We start from the raw sequence: 15,329 nt of genomic DNA, 5'->3' as shown, positions 1-15,329 counted from the left end.
TATTAGTCGGCGGCCAGACCCTTTCGCGATCTGCACTCGCGCCGACCCTTATGTCCAACTGTAGACGCTCGTCGGGCCGATATTGCTCAATCGGAAAATATCCTTGCGCAAATCCCCCGGCGACCGCGTCGACTATGGACGAGCAGATGAGAAAAAAACGTATCGACCAGTGTCAGCGACAGCAATGGCAACCCTGTTATTATCCGCGACAGCGTTTCACGCCTTTTTTCTTCAAGCCGATACGAGCGAATTCATGAGCACTGACAAGACCAATCAGTCCTGGGGCGGCCGCTTCAGTGAACCCGTCGACGCCTTCGTCGCCCGCTTCACCGCCTCCGTCACTTTCGACCAGCGCCTGTATCGCCACGACATCATGGGTTCGATCGCCCACGCCACCATGCTGGCCAAGGTCGGTGTGCTGACAGATGCCGAGCGCGACAGCATCATCGACGGCCTGAAGACCATTCAGGGCGAAATCGAAGCCGGCCAGTTCGACTGGCGCATCGACCTCGAAGACGTGCACATGAACATCGAAGCACGCCTGACCGACCGCATTGGCGTCACCGGCAAAAAACTGCACACCGGGCGCAGCCGCAACGACCAGGTCGCCACCGACATCCGCCTGTGGCTGCGTGACGAGATCGACCTGATCCTCGCCGAAATCACGCGTCTGCAAAAAGGCCTGCTGGAGCAAGCCGAGCGCGAAGCCGCGAGCATCATGCCGGGCTTCACCCATTTGCAGACCGCACAGCCTGTGACCTTCGGGCACCACATGCTGGCCTGGTTCGAAATGCTCAGCCGCGACTACGAACGTCTGGTCGACTGCCGCAAGCGCACCAACCGCATGCCCCTGGGCAGCGCCGCACTCGCTGGCACCACCTACCCGATCGATCGCGAATACACCGCGCAACTGTTGGGCTTCGACGCCGTGGGCGGCAACTCGCTGGACAACGTATCCGACCGTGATTTCGCCATCGAATTCTGTTCGGCCGCGAGCATCGCGATGATGCACCTGTCGCGTTTCTCCGAAGAGTTGGTGCTGTGGACCAGCGCGCAATTCCAGTTCATCGATTTGCCGGATCGTTTCTGCACCGGCAGTTCGATCATGCCGCAAAAGAAAAACCCCGACGTGCCAGAGTTGGTGCGCGGCAAGACTGGCCGTGTGTTCGGTGCGCTGATGGGCTTGCTGACCTTGATGAAAGGCCAACCACTGGCCTACAACAAGGACAATCAGGAAGACAAAGAGCCGCTGTTCGACGCCGCCGACACGCTGCGAGATTCGCTGCGTGCGTTCGCCGACATGATCCCGGCGATCAAGCCGAAACACGCGATCATGCGTGAAGCGGCGCTGCGCGGTTTCTCCACCGCGACCGACCTGGCCGACTACCTCGTACGCCGTGGCCTGCCGTTCCGTGATTGCCACGAAATCGTCGGCCACGCCGTGAAGTACGGCGTCGACACCGGCAAGGATCTGGCCGAGATGAGCCTGGAAGAACTGCGTCAGTTCAGCGATCAGATCGAGCAGGACGTGTTTGCCGTGCTGACCCTGGAAGGCTCGGTGAATGCCCGTGACCACATCGGCGGCACTGCGCCAGCGCAGGTCAAGGCAGCGGTTGTACGCGGACAGGCACTGATCGCCAGCCGCTAAAAAGCCAAAAGCTTCGCGAGCAAGCCCGCTCCCACAAGGAACTTATGGTGTTCACCAAAGTGTCTGTGCGGGAGCGGGCTTGCTCGCGAAAGTGACTTTAAAACGCTACAAACCCTACTTCTTAGCAGCGATCATCGCCAAAAACGTCGGCATGGCGGCTTCTTTGTCGGCCGCAATCTTCTGTACATGCGGATTCTGCTCAAGCCGCTCCAGTAGCGCTTTCGCCTGCGGCATCTCTGCCAGCAAATCAATACCGAACAACTTCTGCCCTACTGCGCAGGCCAACGGCACGCTGTAGAGGAAGTACAGATCCGCGATGCTCAGGCTGTCGCCGGCCACATACGGGGCGAATTTGCCGTGTCGGCCCAGCGCCGCAAAACCCAGCAGCAACTCGATCCTGGTCTTTTCCTTGATCGCCTCCGGCAGCGTCATGCCAAAGAAGGCTTCGCCATAACAGGCGCGTCCCGGCAGTTCGATGTACAGCTCGATTTCCTTGGCAATCGCTAGCACCTGCGCGCGCTCGAACGGAGCGCTCGGCAGCAGCGGCGTGCCTTTGTGCGTCTGTTCGAGGTATTCGAGAATGATCGCTGTTTCATTGATAAACCCTCCGTCGACGCCCAGCACCGGCACTTTGCCGCGCGGGCTGATCGCCAGCGAGTCCGGGGTCTGCGCGGGGTAAAACGTGACCTCTTCGAACGGCAGGCCTTTTTCCATCAACGCCAGCTTGACCATGTTGTAGTAGTTGCTGACAGAGAATCCATAGAGCTTGAACATCACATAGCCTCCAGGCCGTGCGGGGTGGGCAGTGCCTGTTTATAGATCGCATACGCGATTCCCGCCAGCAGCATCACGCCACTGAATGCGGGTAAACTGGCGACTTTCCTTGAGGAGCCTGCCATGAGCGAGCCGACAGACATCAATAATGACGACGAAGAAGAGTTCACCGAGACCACTCTGATCGACGCCATCGAAAACCAGATCGAAAGCGACAACCCGCCAGCGGCCAAGGCAACCTTCAACAAGCTGACCCTGGTGGGTTACGAGCGTGAGGATATCCTCAACTTGATGGCCCACGTTCTGGCCTACGAAATCGACGCCATGCTCGATGACGACCGTGCCTTCAATACCGAATGGTATGAAACCGCATTGCGTGCCCTGCCTGAGCTGCCCCCGGAAAAGCAGTAATCGCCGCTTGCCTGTGGGAGCGAGCCTGCTCGCGAAAAGGCCGAACATTCGAAATATGCGGCGCCTGACACGCCGCATTCGCGAGCAGGCTCGCTCCCACACAATTTGTCACCCCTCCATCCGGCCTTCTCCCAGAGCCTGACTACACTGGAGTCCGCCCCCAGACAAAAACCCTGACGCGCACACTGGACAGTCCGCGCCGGCAGGTTCACCTTAGGGGCGCTGTCGTCCAATTCCTAGAAAGTCTGGAGTCCTTATGTCGCTTACCCCTGAGCTGGTTGCCGAACTGGAAGTCCTCGCACTCTTCAACCTGGACAGTTCCCAGGAAGGTCTGAAAATTCATCAGACCGCTGCCCCGAAACACATCGCCGCTGCCAAACGCCTCTTCGAAAAAGAACTGACCGACCAGCCTGATGGCGGGTATCTGACCAGTCTGGGTCGCGATGCTGCGCAAAACGTGCAAACCGTGCTGACGATTCTGAGAGAGCAAGAAACCGCCTGACCCTCCCCGACTTTGCCCACGGGAACTCCTGCCACGGGATTTCCGCGGGCTCATCCGTTCGCCAGCCGTCACCTCGCGATATAAATCTGACGTCAAAAAACAAATTCAGCTTAAAAGTCCCTCTGCGCAAAGGCTAAACTGCCCCACATTCCGAGACCCTTTACGTCCGAGCCCGCGAGCCGGTTTGAGCTGACATGACGCGCACCCACGAAATCCGCCCCGACCTGGACGAGGGAATTGACCGCAAGGTCCTCAGCCAACTGCGTGCGCGTTTTCTCAAACTCAATGAAGGTCGCCTGGGCCGCGCACTGGAAGGTCTGTCGACGCGCCAGCAAAGCGTGCTGACGCTGTTGCCGCTGTTCTTTCATGTCAATCATCCGCTGCTGCCGGGCTACGTTTCAGGCAGCACGCCGGCGGGCCTGTCCAATTACGAGCCAGACGCCAACGCCCTCGCCGAAGCCCAACGCCTGACCCGATCGTTCTCCTACAAGCCGCGCCACGGCAGTAATCCACCGCGCCCGATTCACGGACTGTTCCTGATGGGCAGCCTCGGCACGCTGGCCCAGGCCGATCAGAGCGATATGGACGTGTGGGTGTGCCACGCGCCGGACCTGAACGAAAGCGAACTCGCCGAGTTGCGCAAAAAATGTCAGTTGCTGGAAACCTGGGCGGCCACTCTGGGCGCCGAGGCGCACTTCTTTCTGATTGATCCGGTCCGCTTCGTCAAAGGCGAGCGCGACACCCAGCTCAGTTCCGAAGACTGCGGCACCACTCAGCACTATCTGCTGCTGGACGAGTTCTATCGCACCGCGATCTGGCTGGCCGGGCGCACGCCAATCTGGTGGCTGGTGCCGGTTTACCAAGAAACAGCCTACGACACTTACACTCACACGCTGATTTCCAAGCGCTTCATCCGCGCCGACGAGACCCTCGACCTCGGACATCTGGCGACGATTCCGCCGGGTGAGTTCATCGGCGCCGGATTGTGGCAACTGTTCAAGGGTATCGAGTCACCCTACAAGTCGGTGCTCAAACTGCTGCTGACCGAGGTCTACGCCAGCGAACACCCAAAGGTGCATTGCCTGAGCCTGCGCTTCAAGCAAGCGGTGTTCGCCAACCGGCTGGACCTGGATGAACTGGACCCGTACATGGTCGTGTATCGGCGCATCGAGGAGTACCTTACCGCCCGCGACGAGCCGGAGCGCCTGGAACTGGTGCGCCGAGCGCTGTACTTGAAGGTCAACCGCAAACTCACCGGCAATAGCCGCACTCAGAGCTGGCAGCGCGCCTTGCTCGAACGTCTGGCCAGCGAGTGGCATTGGGATCAACGGCAACTGGCGCTGCTCGATAGCCGTAGCCAGTGGAAAGTCCGCCAGGTCAGCGCCGAACGCCGGGCGCTGGTCAACGAACTGAATTACAGCTATCGCTTCCTGACCCAGTTCGCCCGCACCGAACAGACTGTCAGCCTGATCAACAAACGTGATCTCAACGTTCTCGGTCGTCGTTTGTATGCAGCCTTCGAGCGCAAGGCCGACAAAGTCGAGTTCATCAACCCCGGCATCGCCCCCGACCTTGCCGAAGACACCCTGACGCTGGTGCAGTCGCCGAACAAAAAAGAGCCAGGGCAACCCCAGTGGGGGTTGTACAACGGCAGCCTCACGGCACTTGAGTGGGAGCACTTCGCGCCGATCAAGCGCAGTCGCCAACTACTCGAACTGCTGACCTGGTGCCACCGCAACGGCGTGATTGACAGCAGTACCCGACTGGCCCTGCACCCGGGCACCAGCGACCTCAGCGAGTTCGAACTGTTCAACCTGCTCGGCAGCCTGCAACAGAGCATCGCCCTGCCCTTGCCCACGGTGGCGGAAGAGCCCTTGCTGCGCGCCGCCGTGCCCAGCGAGGTGCTGATTCTGGTCAATGTTGGCGTCGACCCACTCAAGCATCACCGTGACCTGAACATCGTGATGACCACCGAGCGCACCGACTCGCTGAGCTACGCCGGAGTACGCGAAAACCTCGTGCTGACCCTCGACCAGGTCACGCTCAATAGCTGGAACGAAGTGCTGGTCAACCGCTTCGACGGCCCTCATGCGTTGCTTGATTGCCTGCGCGACTACCTCAACAACCTGCCTCGCGGGCCGATGCAACCGTCGCTGAAGGTGCGTTGTTTCTGCCACAACCGCGCGCAGTTCATCGCCCGCCGTGTTGAAGAAATCGTCGACACGGCACAGCATCTGTTGCTCAGCGAGTTGAATCACCGCTACCTGATTCAGGTGCAGCAGCACTATCACGTTCTGGAGTTGGTGCCCGGCCAGGTCAACCATGTCGCCCTCGCCACCCTGCCCGCCTTGCTCGACTACCTCGGCGAAGAACAGCCGAGCTACAGTCCGTTGCATCTGGACCCGATGGCGCTCGAGGAACATGACCTGGCGCTGATCCTGCCGATGGGTCAGCCCGAGTGCATTCAGGTGTTCTACCGGATCACCGAGCAACAGGCCGAGTTGTACGTGCTGGATGAGTTCAACGCATTGTGGCAACAACATTTGCCGTATCACGACGAACAGAGTCTGCTGGTGCCGCTGCAACGATTCCTGCAATCGATCCAGTTCCGGCGTGAAGCGGTGCTGCCGATGGATGCCGGCTCCGCAGCCAGCTTCGAGACTTTGTATTACCAGTTATTGCCGTCTGGCCCGGGACGGGCGCGGCGGGTCGAAGCGCGGCCAGCACCGCAGACACCGGTCAACAAACCGTTCTACGACGTGCAGGCGATTGTCGGCAAAGCCGCACCGGGGCAAGTGCAGGTCACGCTGTATTGCAATCAACGGGAATTCAGCGAGCTGGAACATGGCGACCAACTGTTCAGCGTGGTCGCCCGGGAAATCGTCGAACAGCGCCGCGAGACCGAGCGCTATCGCTGCTACATCACCGACCTGGACCTGTCGGGCCTGCTCGGTGATGGGCAAAGTTCAAGCAATCTGTATCTACGCTACAAGGCGGATCTGGAGCGCGCCCTGAACGAGGCGCTCGAACAGGTCTGAGGCAGGCTTATTCGCGGAAATCGCCGCCATTGGCCGGCTGAGATTCGACTTCCAGCAAGGTCAGTTTCAGGGTCTTGCCACCGGGTGCCGGCCAGTCGATGTGCTGACCGACCTTCAGGCCCAGCAGCGCACTGCCAACCGGTGCCAGAATCGAGATCTTGCCTTCATCGGCGTTGGCATCCTTGGGATAGACCAACGTCAGGTGATAATCCTTGCCGCTGCTTTCTTCGCGGCAATGCACGCGGGAGTTCATCGTGACGACATCGGCAGGCACTTCTTCGTGACTGACCAGAGTATCGGCGCGATCCAGTTCGGTTTGCAGCGCGATAACGCCCGGCAGCGTGTCGTCCAGGCTGTCGATCAGGCGCTCCAGACGTTGCACGTCCAGACGAGTAAGGGTGATGGAAGGTGCGGTCATGATCCGAGCAGACTCCTTTCTTCTGCACACAAAAAAAGCAAAACCCCGCCAAAAAAAGACGGGGTTTTCATCAGGCCTCGATGGGTTGAGGCGTGTTCGGACACTATCACAGCTCAAAAAATATACAAGTCACGCCCTTGTGGCGCGGCGTTGCTGTGCCTGCGCGCACATCACCCGCCGCCGCTCATCGTCTGCCGAACGCCACTCGCGAATATCTTCGACATGCCGGAAACAGCCGAGGCAGACCTTTTGTTCGTCCAGCCGGCACACCCCGCTACACGGCGAAGGCACCGCCGGGCTGACGTTGCTGTAGAGCGGCTTGGGCGGACGAACGGGAGCGGTGTCAGTCACGGAATCACAGACCTTCGAAGTCGAATTCGGCGCCGGCCTGCTGCTTGACGATGCGCTCGAGCATTTCGCCCAGTTGTTCTTCGCTCTTGTCGCACATCCAGCGTTCGCTTTCTTCGTCGTAGTCAAAGTGGAAACCACCGGACACGGCCGCCAGCCACAGCTGACGCAGCGGCTCCTGACGGCTGAAGATCAGCTGCGAGCCGTTTTCGAACTTGACGGTCAGCACGCCGGCCGAACTTTCCAGATCGATATCCAGGTCACTTTCATCAAAGATGTCTTCCAGTTTTTCCTGGGTTTCATCGACCAGATCGTGGAAACGGGCTTCGGACAAACTCATTGCGGCAACCTCAAAAAATGTCTGATCAGGCTCAAGCGCCGAAAGATACGGACGCCGCCGGCCGATTGCAAAGATTAACGACCAAGCACCTGCCAGCGCCTCCAACACTGCCCCTGTGGGAGCGAGCCTGCTCGCGAAAGCGGTGTTCCAGGCAACGAGCCTGTTGAACTTGCCGGCCCCTTCGCGAGCAGGCTCGCTCCCACAGGGGATGATGCGTATCCGTGGACCCCCGCCGGACGGGAACCCCGTCGCATAGGCAAGCTGCCGGGTGGCCGGTATACTCCGGCGCAATTAACGCATTTTCAAGGATTTCGCCATGAAGCGCCTGATCTCTTCCCTTGCTGCGCTCGTCGCGGTTGCCTGCCTTGTCTCGGCCTGCGGTCAAAAAGGCCCGCTGTACCTGCCGGATGACGATCAGGACCCGGCCGAGCAAGCCCAGTCTTCGCAAAAGCAGCCGTCCAAAGCACACAAGCACGACGTTTACCAATAAGGGATCGCCATGGACGCTTTTAACTACCGTGGCGGGGAGCTGTTCGCGGAAGGTGTGGCGCTGTCCGCCATCGCCGACCGTTTCGGCACGCCCACCTACGTTTATTCGCGCGCACACATCGAAGCCCAGTATCTGGCCTTCGCCGATGCGCTGGCCGGCATGCCGCACCTGGTCTGCTTTGCCGTCAAAGCCAACTCCAACCTCGGCGTTCTGAATGTCCTGGCCCGTCTCGGCGCCGGTTTCGACATCGTTTCGCGTGGGGAACTGGAACGCGTACTCGCCGCTGGCGGCAGCGCCGACAAGATCGTGTTCTCCGGCGTTGGCAAAACCCGTGACGACATGCGTCGTGCGCTGGAAGTCGGCGTGCACTGCTTCAACGTCGAATCCACTGACGAACTCGAACGCCTGCAAGTGGTGGCCGCCGAGCTGGGCGTTCGCGCACCGGTTTCGTTGCGTGTGAACCCGGATGTCGACGCCGGCACCCACCCGTACATTTCCACCGGTCTCAAAGAGAACAAGTTCGGCATCGCCATTGCCGACGCCGAAGACGTGTACGTGCGCGCCGCGCATCTGCCGAACCTGGAAGTGATCGGTGTCGATTGCCACATCGGCTCGCAACTGACGACGCTGCCGCCCTTCATCGACGCGCTCGATCGCTTGCTGGCTCTGGTCGACCGTCTCGGCGATTGCGGCATTCACCTGCGCCACATCGATCTCGGTGGTGGTTTGGGTGTGCGTTATCGCGATGAAGAGCCGCCATTGGCCGCTGACTACATCAAAGCCGTGCGCGAGCGTCTGGACGGTCGTGATCTGGCGCTGGTGTTCGAGCCGGGCCGCTTCATCGTCGCCAACGCTGGCGTGCTGCTGACGCAGGTCGAATACCTCAAGCACACCGAACACAAAGACTTCGCCATCGTCGACGCGGCCATGAACGACCTGATCCGCCCGGCGCTGTATCAGGCCTGGATGGACGTCACCGCCGTCAAACCACGCGACACGGCCGCGCGCAAGTACGACATCGTCGGCCCGATCTGCGAAACCGGCGACTTCCTCGCCAAGGACCGTGAGCTCGCGCTGGAAGAAGGCGACTTGCTGGCCGTGCATTCGGCGGGGGCCTACGGCTTCGTGATGAGCTCCAACTACAACACCCGTGGCCGTGCCGCCGAGGTGCTGGTGGACGGTGACAAGGTATTTGAAGTGCGCCGCCGCGAAACCGTGGCCGAGCTGTTTGCCGGCGAAAGCCTGCTGCCGGAGTAACCCATGCTGCTGCGTTTTACCAAAATGCACGGCCTGGGCAATGACTTCATGGTTCTCGACCTGGTCAGCCAGCACGCGCACATTCAGCCCAAGCACGCCAAGCAATGGGGCGACCGGCATACCGGCATCGGTTTCGACCAGTTGCTGATCGTCGAAGCGCCGAGCAATCCGGACGTGGATTTCCGCTACCGGATCTTCAATTCCGATGGCTCCGAAGTTGAGCAGTGCGGTAACGGTGCGCGCTGCTTTGCACGCTTCGTGCTCGACAAGCGTCTGACCGCCAAACGCCAGATCCGCGTCGAGACCAAGGGCGGCATCATCGAACTGGACGTGCGTAACGACGGCCAGATCGGTGTGAACATGGGCGCTCCGCGTCTGGTGCCGGCGGACATTCCGTTCGAAGCCCCGGCGCAGGCTTGCAGCTATCAGCTGGAAGTCGACGGCACCACGGTTGAACTGGCCGCCGTGTCGATGGGCAACCCACACGCCGTGCTGCGTGTGCAGGACATCAACAATGCACCGGTGCATGAACTGGGGCCGAAAATCGAACACCACCCGCGCTTCCCGGCGCGGGTCAATGTCGGCTTCCTCCAGGTCATCGACCGCCACCGCGCACAGTTGCGCGTCTGGGAACGTGGCGCCGGGGAAACCCAGGCCTGCGGCACCGGCGCTTGTGCCGCGGCGGTTGCTGCAATCAGTCAGGGGTGGATGGATTCGCCGCTGTTGATCGACTTGCCCGGCGGGCGTCTGTCCATTGAATGGGCAGGCCCTGGCCAACCGGTGCTGATGACCGGTCCGGCAGTACGTGTATACGAAGGACAAGTGCGTCTTTAAGTGAGCAGAAGCCATGACCGATAAGCCTCAGGTACCCGCCCGACAGTCCGACGAATCAGCGTCCGAGAGCCTGGAGGCGGCAGCGGTTGCCGCATACCTTGAGGCTCATCCGGACTTCTTCGTCGAACACCAAGAACTGCTGCCGGCGATGCGCATTCCCCACCAGCGCGGTGACACCGTGTCGCTGGTCGAACGCCAGATGACCATTCTGCGCGACCGCAACATCGAGATGCGTCATCGCCTTTCGCAACTGATGGACGTCGCCCGCGACAACGATCGCCTGTTCGACAAGACCCGTCGCCTGATCCTCGCCCTGATGGACGCCAGTAGCCTCGAAGACGTGGTCATCTGCGTCGAAGACAGCCTGCGCCAGGACTTTCAGGTGCCTTTTGTCAGCCTCATCCTGCTTGGCGACAACCCGGCCCCGGTCGGCCGCTGGGTCAGCCACGCCGATGCACAAACCGCCATCGGAGGCCTGCTCACCGAAGGCAAAAGTGTCAGCGGCACCCTGCGTGAGCATGAGCTGGACTTCCTGTTTGGCGAAGAACAGCGCAAGCAGATCGGCTCCACCGCCGTGGTCGCCGTCAGCCATCAAGGTATCCACGGGATTCTGGCCATCGCCAGCCGCGACCCGCAACATTACAAGAGTTCGGTCGGCACGCTGTTCTTAAGCTACATCGCCGAAGTCATGGGCCGCGTGCTGCCACGGGTCAACAGCTCCCTGCGCTCGGTACGCTGAACATGGAACGACAACTGGACGCTTACTGCGAACATCTGCGCAGTGAGCGGCAGGTGTCGCCGCACACGCTGTCGGCCTACCGCCGCGACCTCGATAAAGTCCTCGGCTGGTGCATCAAGCAGAACATCGGCAGTTGGGCCGCGCTGGACATCCAGCGTCTGCGCAGCCTGGTCGCTCGCCTGCATTCACAGGGCCAGTCTTCGCGCAGTCTCGCCCGCTTGTTGTCGGCAGTGCGTGGGCTCTATCACTATCTCAATCGCGAAGGTCTATGCGACCACGATCCGGCCACCGGGCTGGCGCCGCCGAAAGGCGAGCGCCGCCTGCCGAAAACCCTCGACACCGACCGCGCACTGCAACTGCTTGAAGGTGCGGTCGAGGATGACTTTCTTGCGCGGCGTGATCAGGCGATTCTGGAGTTGTTCTATTCCTCCGGCCTGCGCCTTTCCGAGCTGACCGGGCTCAATCTCGATCAACTCGACCTCGCCGACGGCATGGTGCAAGTGCTCGGCAAGGGCAGCAAAACGCGGCTGCTACCGGTCGGTAAAAAGGCCCGTGAAGCCCTCGAACACTGGCTGCCGCTGCGCGCCATGACCCACCCGGCGGACGACGCGGTCTTTGTCAGCCAGCAAGGCCGGCGCCTTGGCCCGCGAGCGATTCAGGTGCGGGTCAAACTCGCCGGCGAGCGCGAACTGGGGCAGAACCTGCATCCGCACATGCTGCGGCACTCCTTCGCCAGCCACTTGCTGGAATCCTCACAGGATCTGCGCGCGGTGCAGGAACTGCTCGGCCACTCGGACATCAAGACCACGCAGATCTACACCCATCTGGACTTCCAGCACCTGGCGGCGGTCTACGACAGTGCCCATCCACGGGCCAAACGCATGAAAGGCGATGATTCATGAGCATTCAGTTGATCACCTTCGACCTCGACGACACCCTGTGGGACACCGCCCCGGTGATCGTCAGCGCCGAAGCAGTATTACGCGAATGGTTGAGCGAACACGCACCGAATCTGGGCGCGCTGCCGGTGGAACACTTGTGGTCGATCCGCGAGCGGGTGCTGGCCAATGAACCGGGCCTCAAACACCGCATCAGCGCGCTGCGTCGGCGGGTGCTGTTCCATGCCCTGGAAGAAGCGGGATACGCCCACGGCGAAGCCTCGGATCTGGCGGACAAGAGTTTTGAAGTGTTTCTGCATGCGCGGCATCAGATCGAAGTGTTTCCCGAGGTCGAGCCGGTGCTGGAGATTCTCGCCAACCATTACGCCCTCGGCGTGGTCACCAATGGCAATGCCGATGTGCGTCGTTTAGGGCTGGCGGATTATTTCAAGTTCGCGCTGTGCGCCGAGGACATCGGCATTGCCAAACCGGATGCGCGGCTGTTTCACGAAGCCTTGCAGCGCGGTGGCGTGAGCGCTGATATAGCCGTACACATTGGCGATCATCCAGGCGACGACATCGCCGGGGCGCAGCAAGCGGGATTACGCGCGGTATGGTTCAACCCAACGGGCAAAGTCTGGGAGGCGGATCGCCTGCCGGATGCCGAAATTCGCAGCCTGACTGATTTGCCGGCGGTGCTGGCGCGCTGGAATGCTTCCTCAAATTGACACACCCCCTGTGGGAGCGGGCTTGCTCGCGAAGAGGTCGTGTCAGTCAACATATCAGTTGAATGACACACCGCATTCGCGAGCAAGCCCGCTACCACCAGGGATAGCGGCGCACCCAAAAACTTTAATCCAGGCATGAAAAAGCCCGCAGCGACGGCGGGCTTTTTCAGCAAGCAAGCGGCACGCCTCAGATAGGGCGGCTACCGTACTTGTTGTCCGGCTTCTTCGGCGGATCGGCGACCACATTGGCCTCCACTTCCTGCACTTTTCCGCCGCGCGACAGGAACTCTTCCATGGCCTTGGCCAGGGCGTCGCGCTCCTTGTTCTTGGCTTCAATGCTCGGCAACTCGTCAACCGACACCGCAGCCTTGGCTTTGCCTTTGGCAGCCGGGGCCGGCGCATCGTCACCGCCATCGTCGTCAGCAACGTCTTCCGCTGCTGCTTCCAGGCCTTCCTCGGCCTCGTCTTCGTCGCCTACTTCGAGGTCGTCGTTTTCCAGATCATCGTCGCTCATGTTCTACCTCATGACTTGCGAAAAGCAGATTAGTTATAGACCAGCTTTGGCAACTGTCGAAAGTCGCCGTTAAAAAATCATTCACCGCTGCTGATCAGCGGCTATGCCCCTTCACCGTGCAAGGTGGCAAGGACTTTACGGGCACCGCCATGATCACGGTGCTCGCCCAGATAAACGCCTTGCCAGGTGCCCAGTGCCAGTCGACCTGCCGAAACCGGCAGACTGATCTGGCAACCCAACACGCTGGCCTTGAAGTGCGCCGGGAGGTCGTCCAGGCCTTCGTCGTTATGCTCATAGCCGTCTGTTCCTTGTGGGATCAGACGATTGAAAAATCGTTCGAAGTCGCGACGGACCGCCGGATCGGCGTTCTCGTTGATGGTCAACGACGCCGAGGTATGTTGCAGCCACAGATGCAAAAGACCGACCCGGCACGCCTTGAGTTCAGGCAGGCCATTGATCAACTCGTCCGTTACCAGATGAAAGCCCCGGGGTCGCGCCCGCAGGGTTATCAGAGTCTGCTGCCACATACAGTTCTCCGCACGTTCGGGGCGCATTCTAGCGCGCTCTGGGAAAAAACAAAGGCCCTAATATTCCTGCAATGGTGTAAGCCATTGCCCGCAGAAAAACACCCTTCATAAACACGACAAAAGCCGTACGAAAAATCCTTTCAGCTTGTCCTTCAATGACAAATCCCAGACAAAAAAATGCCCGGCGAACCGGGCAAGTTTTTTAGTGCGCGTACTTACAGGTTGTAGCCGCGTTCGTTGTGTTGTGCCAGATCCAGGCCCACCGACTCTTCTTCGTCGGTCACACGCAGACCCATCACGGCGTCCAGTACCTTGAGGATGATGTAAGTGACGATCGCGGTGTAGATCACCGTGAAGCCGACGCCTTTGCACTGAATCCATACTTGAGCGGCGATGTCGGTGACGGTGCCGAAGCCACCCAGCGACGGTGCAGCGAACACACCGGTGAGGATCGCGCCGAGAATACCGCCGATACCGTGTACGCCGAACGCATCCAGGGAGTCGTCATAACCGAGTTTGCGTTTCAGAGTGGTGGCGCAGAAGAAGCACACCACACCCGCCGCCAGACCAATGACCAGTGCGCCCATCGGGCCCACGGTGCCGGCAGCCGGAGTGATCGCAACCAGACCGGCCACCACACCCGAGGCAATGCCCAATGCGCTAGGTTTGCCGTGGGTGATCCACTCGGCGAACATCCAGCCCAGCGCCGCCGCCGCAGTAGCGATCTGAGTGACCAGCATCGCCATACCGGCGGTGCCGTTGGCCGCCGCAGCGGAACCAGCGTTGAAGCCGAACCAGCCGAACCACAGCATCGCCGCGCCCATCAGGGTGTAACCGAGGTTGTGCGGAGCCATCGGAGTGGTCGGGAAGCCTTTGCGCTTGCCCAGCACCAGGCACGCCACAAGACCTGCGATACCGGCGTTGATGTGCACAACGGTGCCGCCAGCGAAGTCGAGCACACCCCAGTCCCACAGCAGGCCGCCGTTACCGGACCAGACCATGTGTGCGATCGGCGCATAAACGAGGGTGAACCACACGCCCATGAAGATCAGCATCGCGGAGAACTTCATCCGCTCGGCGAACGCACCGACGATCAGCGCTGGGGTGATGATTGCGAAGGTCATCTGGAAGGTGATGAACACCGCCTCAGGGAACAGCGCGGCCGGGCCGGTCAGGCTGTCAGGCGTAACGCCAGCGAGGAACGCTTTGCCCATGCCGCCGAAGAACGAGTTGAAGTTGACGACGCCCTGCTCCATGCCGGTGGTGTCGAACGCAATGCTGTAGCCATAAATGACCCACAGGATGCTGATCAGACCGGTAATGGCGAAGCACTGCATCATCACGGAAAGAATGTTTTTGGAGCGAACCATGCCGCCGTAGAACAGCGCCAGGCCCGGGATGGTCATGAACAGCACGAGGGCTGTCGAGGTGAGCATCCAGGCAGTGTCGCCGGAATTGAGGACTGGGGCCGCCACTTCGTCTGCCGCCATTGCAAGGCTTGGCATTACGATGGACAACAGGGCTCCTAGCCCTGCGAATTTACGCAGAGTCATATTGTTTTCTCCTGGGGCGTTGGGGTTTGTGGCGGCTTAAATCGCGTCGGTATCGGTTTCGCCGGTACGGATACGAATCGCCTGTTCCAGATTGACCACGAAGATCTTGCCGTCACCGATCTTGCCGGTGTTGGCCGCCTTGGTTATCGCCTCGATAACGCGATCCAGATCCTTGTCGTCGATGGCCACGTCGATTTTCACCTTGGGCAGAAAATCGACCACATATTCCGCGCCGCGATACAGCTCGGTGTGACCCTTCTGCCGGCCGAAGCCTTTGACTTCAGTAACGGTAATGCCCTGCTCGCCGTTGGCGGTCAGCGACTCGCGCTC

The 15,329-nt window shown here is 60.5% G+C and carries 18 protein-coding genes; 10 read left to right on the top strand and 8 right to left on the bottom strand.

Annotation, left to right across the window (positions count from 1 at the left end):
- The first annotated feature begins 253 nt into the window (after positions 1-253).
- Positions 254-1,648, top strand: coding sequence for an argininosuccinate lyase (gene argH / locus ACIOU6_RS09405; RefSeq protein ID WP_007911110.1), 1,395 nt, complete (start codon positions 254-256; stop codon positions 1,646-1,648).
- Positions 1,649-1,762: 114 nt separating this feature from the next.
- Here the strand turns inward: argH and ACIOU6_RS09400 are convergent, their stop codons facing one another.
- On the bottom strand, positions 1,763-2,422 hold the full coding sequence (locus ACIOU6_RS09400; RefSeq protein ID WP_401135637.1) for a glutathione S-transferase family protein: 660 nt from the start codon (positions 2,420-2,422) through the stop codon (positions 1,763-1,765).
- A 123-nt stretch (positions 2,423-2,545) separates the two neighbouring features.
- Here ACIOU6_RS09400 and ACIOU6_RS09395 point away from each other — a divergent pair, with 123 nt between their 5' ends.
- The 3 genes from ACIOU6_RS09395 to ACIOU6_RS09385 all read left to right on the top strand — a co-directional run bounded on the left by ACIOU6_RS09395 (position 2,546) and on the right by ACIOU6_RS09385 (position 6,373).
- The gene (locus ACIOU6_RS09395) at positions 2,546-2,833 is read left to right on the top strand and encodes a hypothetical protein (RefSeq protein ID WP_221730833.1); all 288 of its coding nucleotides are present in this window, start codon (positions 2,546-2,548) and stop codon (positions 2,831-2,833) included.
- A gap of 256 nt (positions 2,834-3,089) precedes the next feature.
- Positions 3,090-3,335 (top strand): TIGR02647 family protein, encoded by a 246-nt coding sequence (locus ACIOU6_RS09390; protein ID WP_003229392.1) that lies wholly within the window; start codon positions 3,090-3,092, stop codon positions 3,333-3,335.
- Between the two features lie 194 nt (positions 3,336-3,529).
- Positions 3,530-6,373, top strand: coding sequence for a class I adenylate cyclase (locus ACIOU6_RS09385; RefSeq protein ID WP_401135634.1), 2,844 nt, complete (start codon positions 3,530-3,532; stop codon positions 6,371-6,373).
- A 7-nt stretch (positions 6,374-6,380) separates the two neighbouring features.
- On the opposite strand, the gene rnk is transcribed toward ACIOU6_RS09385, so the two are convergent.
- The 3 genes from rnk to cyaY all read right to left on the bottom strand — a co-directional run bounded on the left by rnk (position 6,381) and on the right by cyaY (position 7,479).
- Complete coding sequence (gene rnk / locus ACIOU6_RS09380; RefSeq protein ID WP_221730835.1) at positions 6,381-6,791, bottom strand: nucleoside diphosphate kinase regulator; 411 nt, start codon at positions 6,789-6,791, stop codon at positions 6,381-6,383.
- A gap of 129 nt (positions 6,792-6,920) precedes the next feature.
- The gene (locus tag ACIOU6_RS09375) at positions 6,921-7,142 is read right to left on the bottom strand and encodes a DUF1289 domain-containing protein (protein ID WP_401135631.1); all 222 of its coding nucleotides are present in this window, start codon (positions 7,140-7,142) and stop codon (positions 6,921-6,923) included.
- A gap of 4 nt (positions 7,143-7,146) precedes the next feature.
- Positions 7,147-7,479: an iron donor protein CyaY gene (cyaY, locus tag ACIOU6_RS09370; protein ID WP_077575013.1), complete on the bottom strand. Its 333-nt coding sequence runs from the start codon at positions 7,477-7,479 to the stop codon at positions 7,147-7,149.
- Between the two features lie 316 nt (positions 7,480-7,795).
- Between cyaY and ACIOU6_RS09365 the strand changes: the two genes are divergently transcribed.
- Genes ACIOU6_RS09365 through ACIOU6_RS09340 form a run of 6 tightly spaced genes read left to right on the top strand, consistent with a single transcriptional unit; the run spans position 7,796 to position 12,405 of the window.
- A complete protein-coding gene (locus tag ACIOU6_RS09365) occupies positions 7,796-7,969 on the top strand; it encodes a lipoprotein (RefSeq protein ID WP_007911098.1) in 174 nt (57 codons plus the stop codon).
- 9 nt (positions 7,970-7,978) lie between these two features.
- Entirely contained in the window at positions 7,979-9,226 is a 1,248-nt protein-coding gene (lysA, locus tag ACIOU6_RS09360) for a diaminopimelate decarboxylase (RefSeq protein WP_221730837.1), read from the top strand.
- A 3-nt stretch (positions 9,227-9,229) separates the two neighbouring features.
- Positions 9,230-10,060, top strand: coding sequence for a diaminopimelate epimerase (gene dapF / locus ACIOU6_RS09355; RefSeq protein ID WP_221730838.1), 831 nt, complete (start codon positions 9,230-9,232; stop codon positions 10,058-10,060).
- 13 nt (positions 10,061-10,073) lie between these two features.
- Entirely contained in the window at positions 10,074-10,799 is a 726-nt protein-coding gene (locus ACIOU6_RS09350) for a DUF484 family protein (protein ID WP_221730839.1), read from the top strand.
- Positions 10,800-10,801: 2 nt separating this feature from the next.
- Entirely contained in the window at positions 10,802-11,701 is a 900-nt protein-coding gene (xerC, locus tag ACIOU6_RS09345) for a tyrosine recombinase XerC (RefSeq protein ID WP_221730840.1), read from the top strand.
- Positions 11,698-12,405: an HAD family hydrolase gene (locus tag ACIOU6_RS09340; RefSeq protein ID WP_401135625.1), complete on the top strand. Its 708-nt coding sequence runs from the start codon at positions 11,698-11,700 to the stop codon at positions 12,403-12,405. Before xerC ends, ACIOU6_RS09340 begins: the two co-directional genes overlap by 4 nt.
- Before the next feature lie 187 nt (positions 12,406-12,592).
- Here ACIOU6_RS09340 and sutA read toward each other — a convergent pair whose 3' ends face one another.
- The 4 genes from sutA to ACIOU6_RS09320 all read right to left on the bottom strand — a co-directional run.
- A complete protein-coding gene (sutA, locus tag ACIOU6_RS09335) occupies positions 12,593-12,919 on the bottom strand; it encodes a transcriptional regulator SutA (RefSeq protein WP_116028492.1) in 327 nt (108 codons plus the stop codon).
- A gap of 101 nt (positions 12,920-13,020) precedes the next feature.
- Positions 13,021-13,446, bottom strand: a complete 426-nt coding sequence (locus tag ACIOU6_RS09330) for a secondary thiamine-phosphate synthase enzyme YjbQ (protein ID WP_221730842.1) — start codon at positions 13,444-13,446, stop codon at positions 13,021-13,023.
- Positions 13,447-13,661: 215 nt separating this feature from the next.
- A complete protein-coding gene (locus ACIOU6_RS09325; protein ID WP_221730843.1) occupies positions 13,662-14,999 on the bottom strand; it encodes an ammonium transporter in 1,338 nt (445 codons plus the stop codon).
- Between the two features lie 36 nt (positions 15,000-15,035).
- Positions 15,036-15,329, bottom strand: a 294-nt coding sequence (locus ACIOU6_RS09320) for a P-II family nitrogen regulator (protein WP_401135620.1), incomplete at its 5' end; no start/stop codon positions are given.

It is taken from the genome of Pseudomonas sp. NPDC087615, assembly GCF_044743445.1.
GTDB classification, from domain to species: Bacteria; Pseudomonadota; Gammaproteobacteria; order Pseudomonadales; family Pseudomonadaceae; genus Aquipseudomonas; species Aquipseudomonas baetica_A.
Note: the sequence above shows the minus strand (reverse complement) of the source record. Positions and strands in the feature narration are given on the sequence as shown.

Excerpts from the sequence above, each read along its gene's own strand:
- argH (WP_007911110.1), top strand. The coding sequence starts at position 254 with ATGAGCACTGACAAGACCAATCAGTCCTGGGGCGGCCGCTTCAGTGAA.
- ACIOU6_RS09400 (WP_401135637.1), bottom strand. The coding sequence starts at position 2,422 with ATGTTCAAGCTCTATGGATTCTCTGTCAGCAACTACTACAACATGGTC.
- ACIOU6_RS09395 (WP_221730833.1), top strand. The coding sequence starts at position 2,546 with ATGAGCGAGCCGACAGACATCAATAATGACGACGAAGAAGAGTTCACC.
- ACIOU6_RS09390 (WP_003229392.1), top strand. The coding sequence starts at position 3,090 with ATGTCGCTTACCCCTGAGCTGGTTGCCGAACTGGAAGTCCTCGCACTC.
- ACIOU6_RS09385 (WP_401135634.1), top strand. The coding sequence starts at position 3,530 with ATGACGCGCACCCACGAAATCCGCCCCGACCTGGACGAGGGAATTGAC.
- rnk (WP_221730835.1), bottom strand. The coding sequence starts at position 6,791 with ATGACCGCACCTTCCATCACCCTTACTCGTCTGGACGTGCAACGTCTG.
- cyaY (WP_077575013.1), bottom strand. The coding sequence starts at position 7,479 with ATGAGTTTGTCCGAAGCCCGTTTCCACGATCTGGTCGATGAAACCCAG.
- ACIOU6_RS09365 (WP_007911098.1), top strand. The coding sequence starts at position 7,796 with ATGAAGCGCCTGATCTCTTCCCTTGCTGCGCTCGTCGCGGTTGCCTGC.
- lysA (WP_221730837.1), top strand. The coding sequence starts at position 7,979 with ATGGACGCTTTTAACTACCGTGGCGGGGAGCTGTTCGCGGAAGGTGTG.
- dapF (WP_221730838.1), top strand. The coding sequence starts at position 9,230 with ATGCTGCTGCGTTTTACCAAAATGCACGGCCTGGGCAATGACTTCATG.
- ACIOU6_RS09350 (WP_221730839.1), top strand. The coding sequence starts at position 10,074 with ATGACCGATAAGCCTCAGGTACCCGCCCGACAGTCCGACGAATCAGCG.
- xerC (WP_221730840.1), top strand. The coding sequence starts at position 10,802 with ATGGAACGACAACTGGACGCTTACTGCGAACATCTGCGCAGTGAGCGG.
- ACIOU6_RS09340 (WP_401135625.1), top strand. The coding sequence starts at position 11,698 with ATGAGCATTCAGTTGATCACCTTCGACCTCGACGACACCCTGTGGGAC.
- sutA (WP_116028492.1), bottom strand. The coding sequence starts at position 12,919 with ATGAGCGACGATGATCTGGAAAACGACGACCTCGAAGTAGGCGACGAA.
- ACIOU6_RS09330 (WP_221730842.1), bottom strand. The coding sequence starts at position 13,446 with ATGTGGCAGCAGACTCTGATAACCCTGCGGGCGCGACCCCGGGGCTTT.
- ACIOU6_RS09325 (WP_221730843.1), bottom strand. The coding sequence starts at position 14,999 with ATGACTCTGCGTAAATTCGCAGGGCTAGGAGCCCTGTTGTCCATCGTA.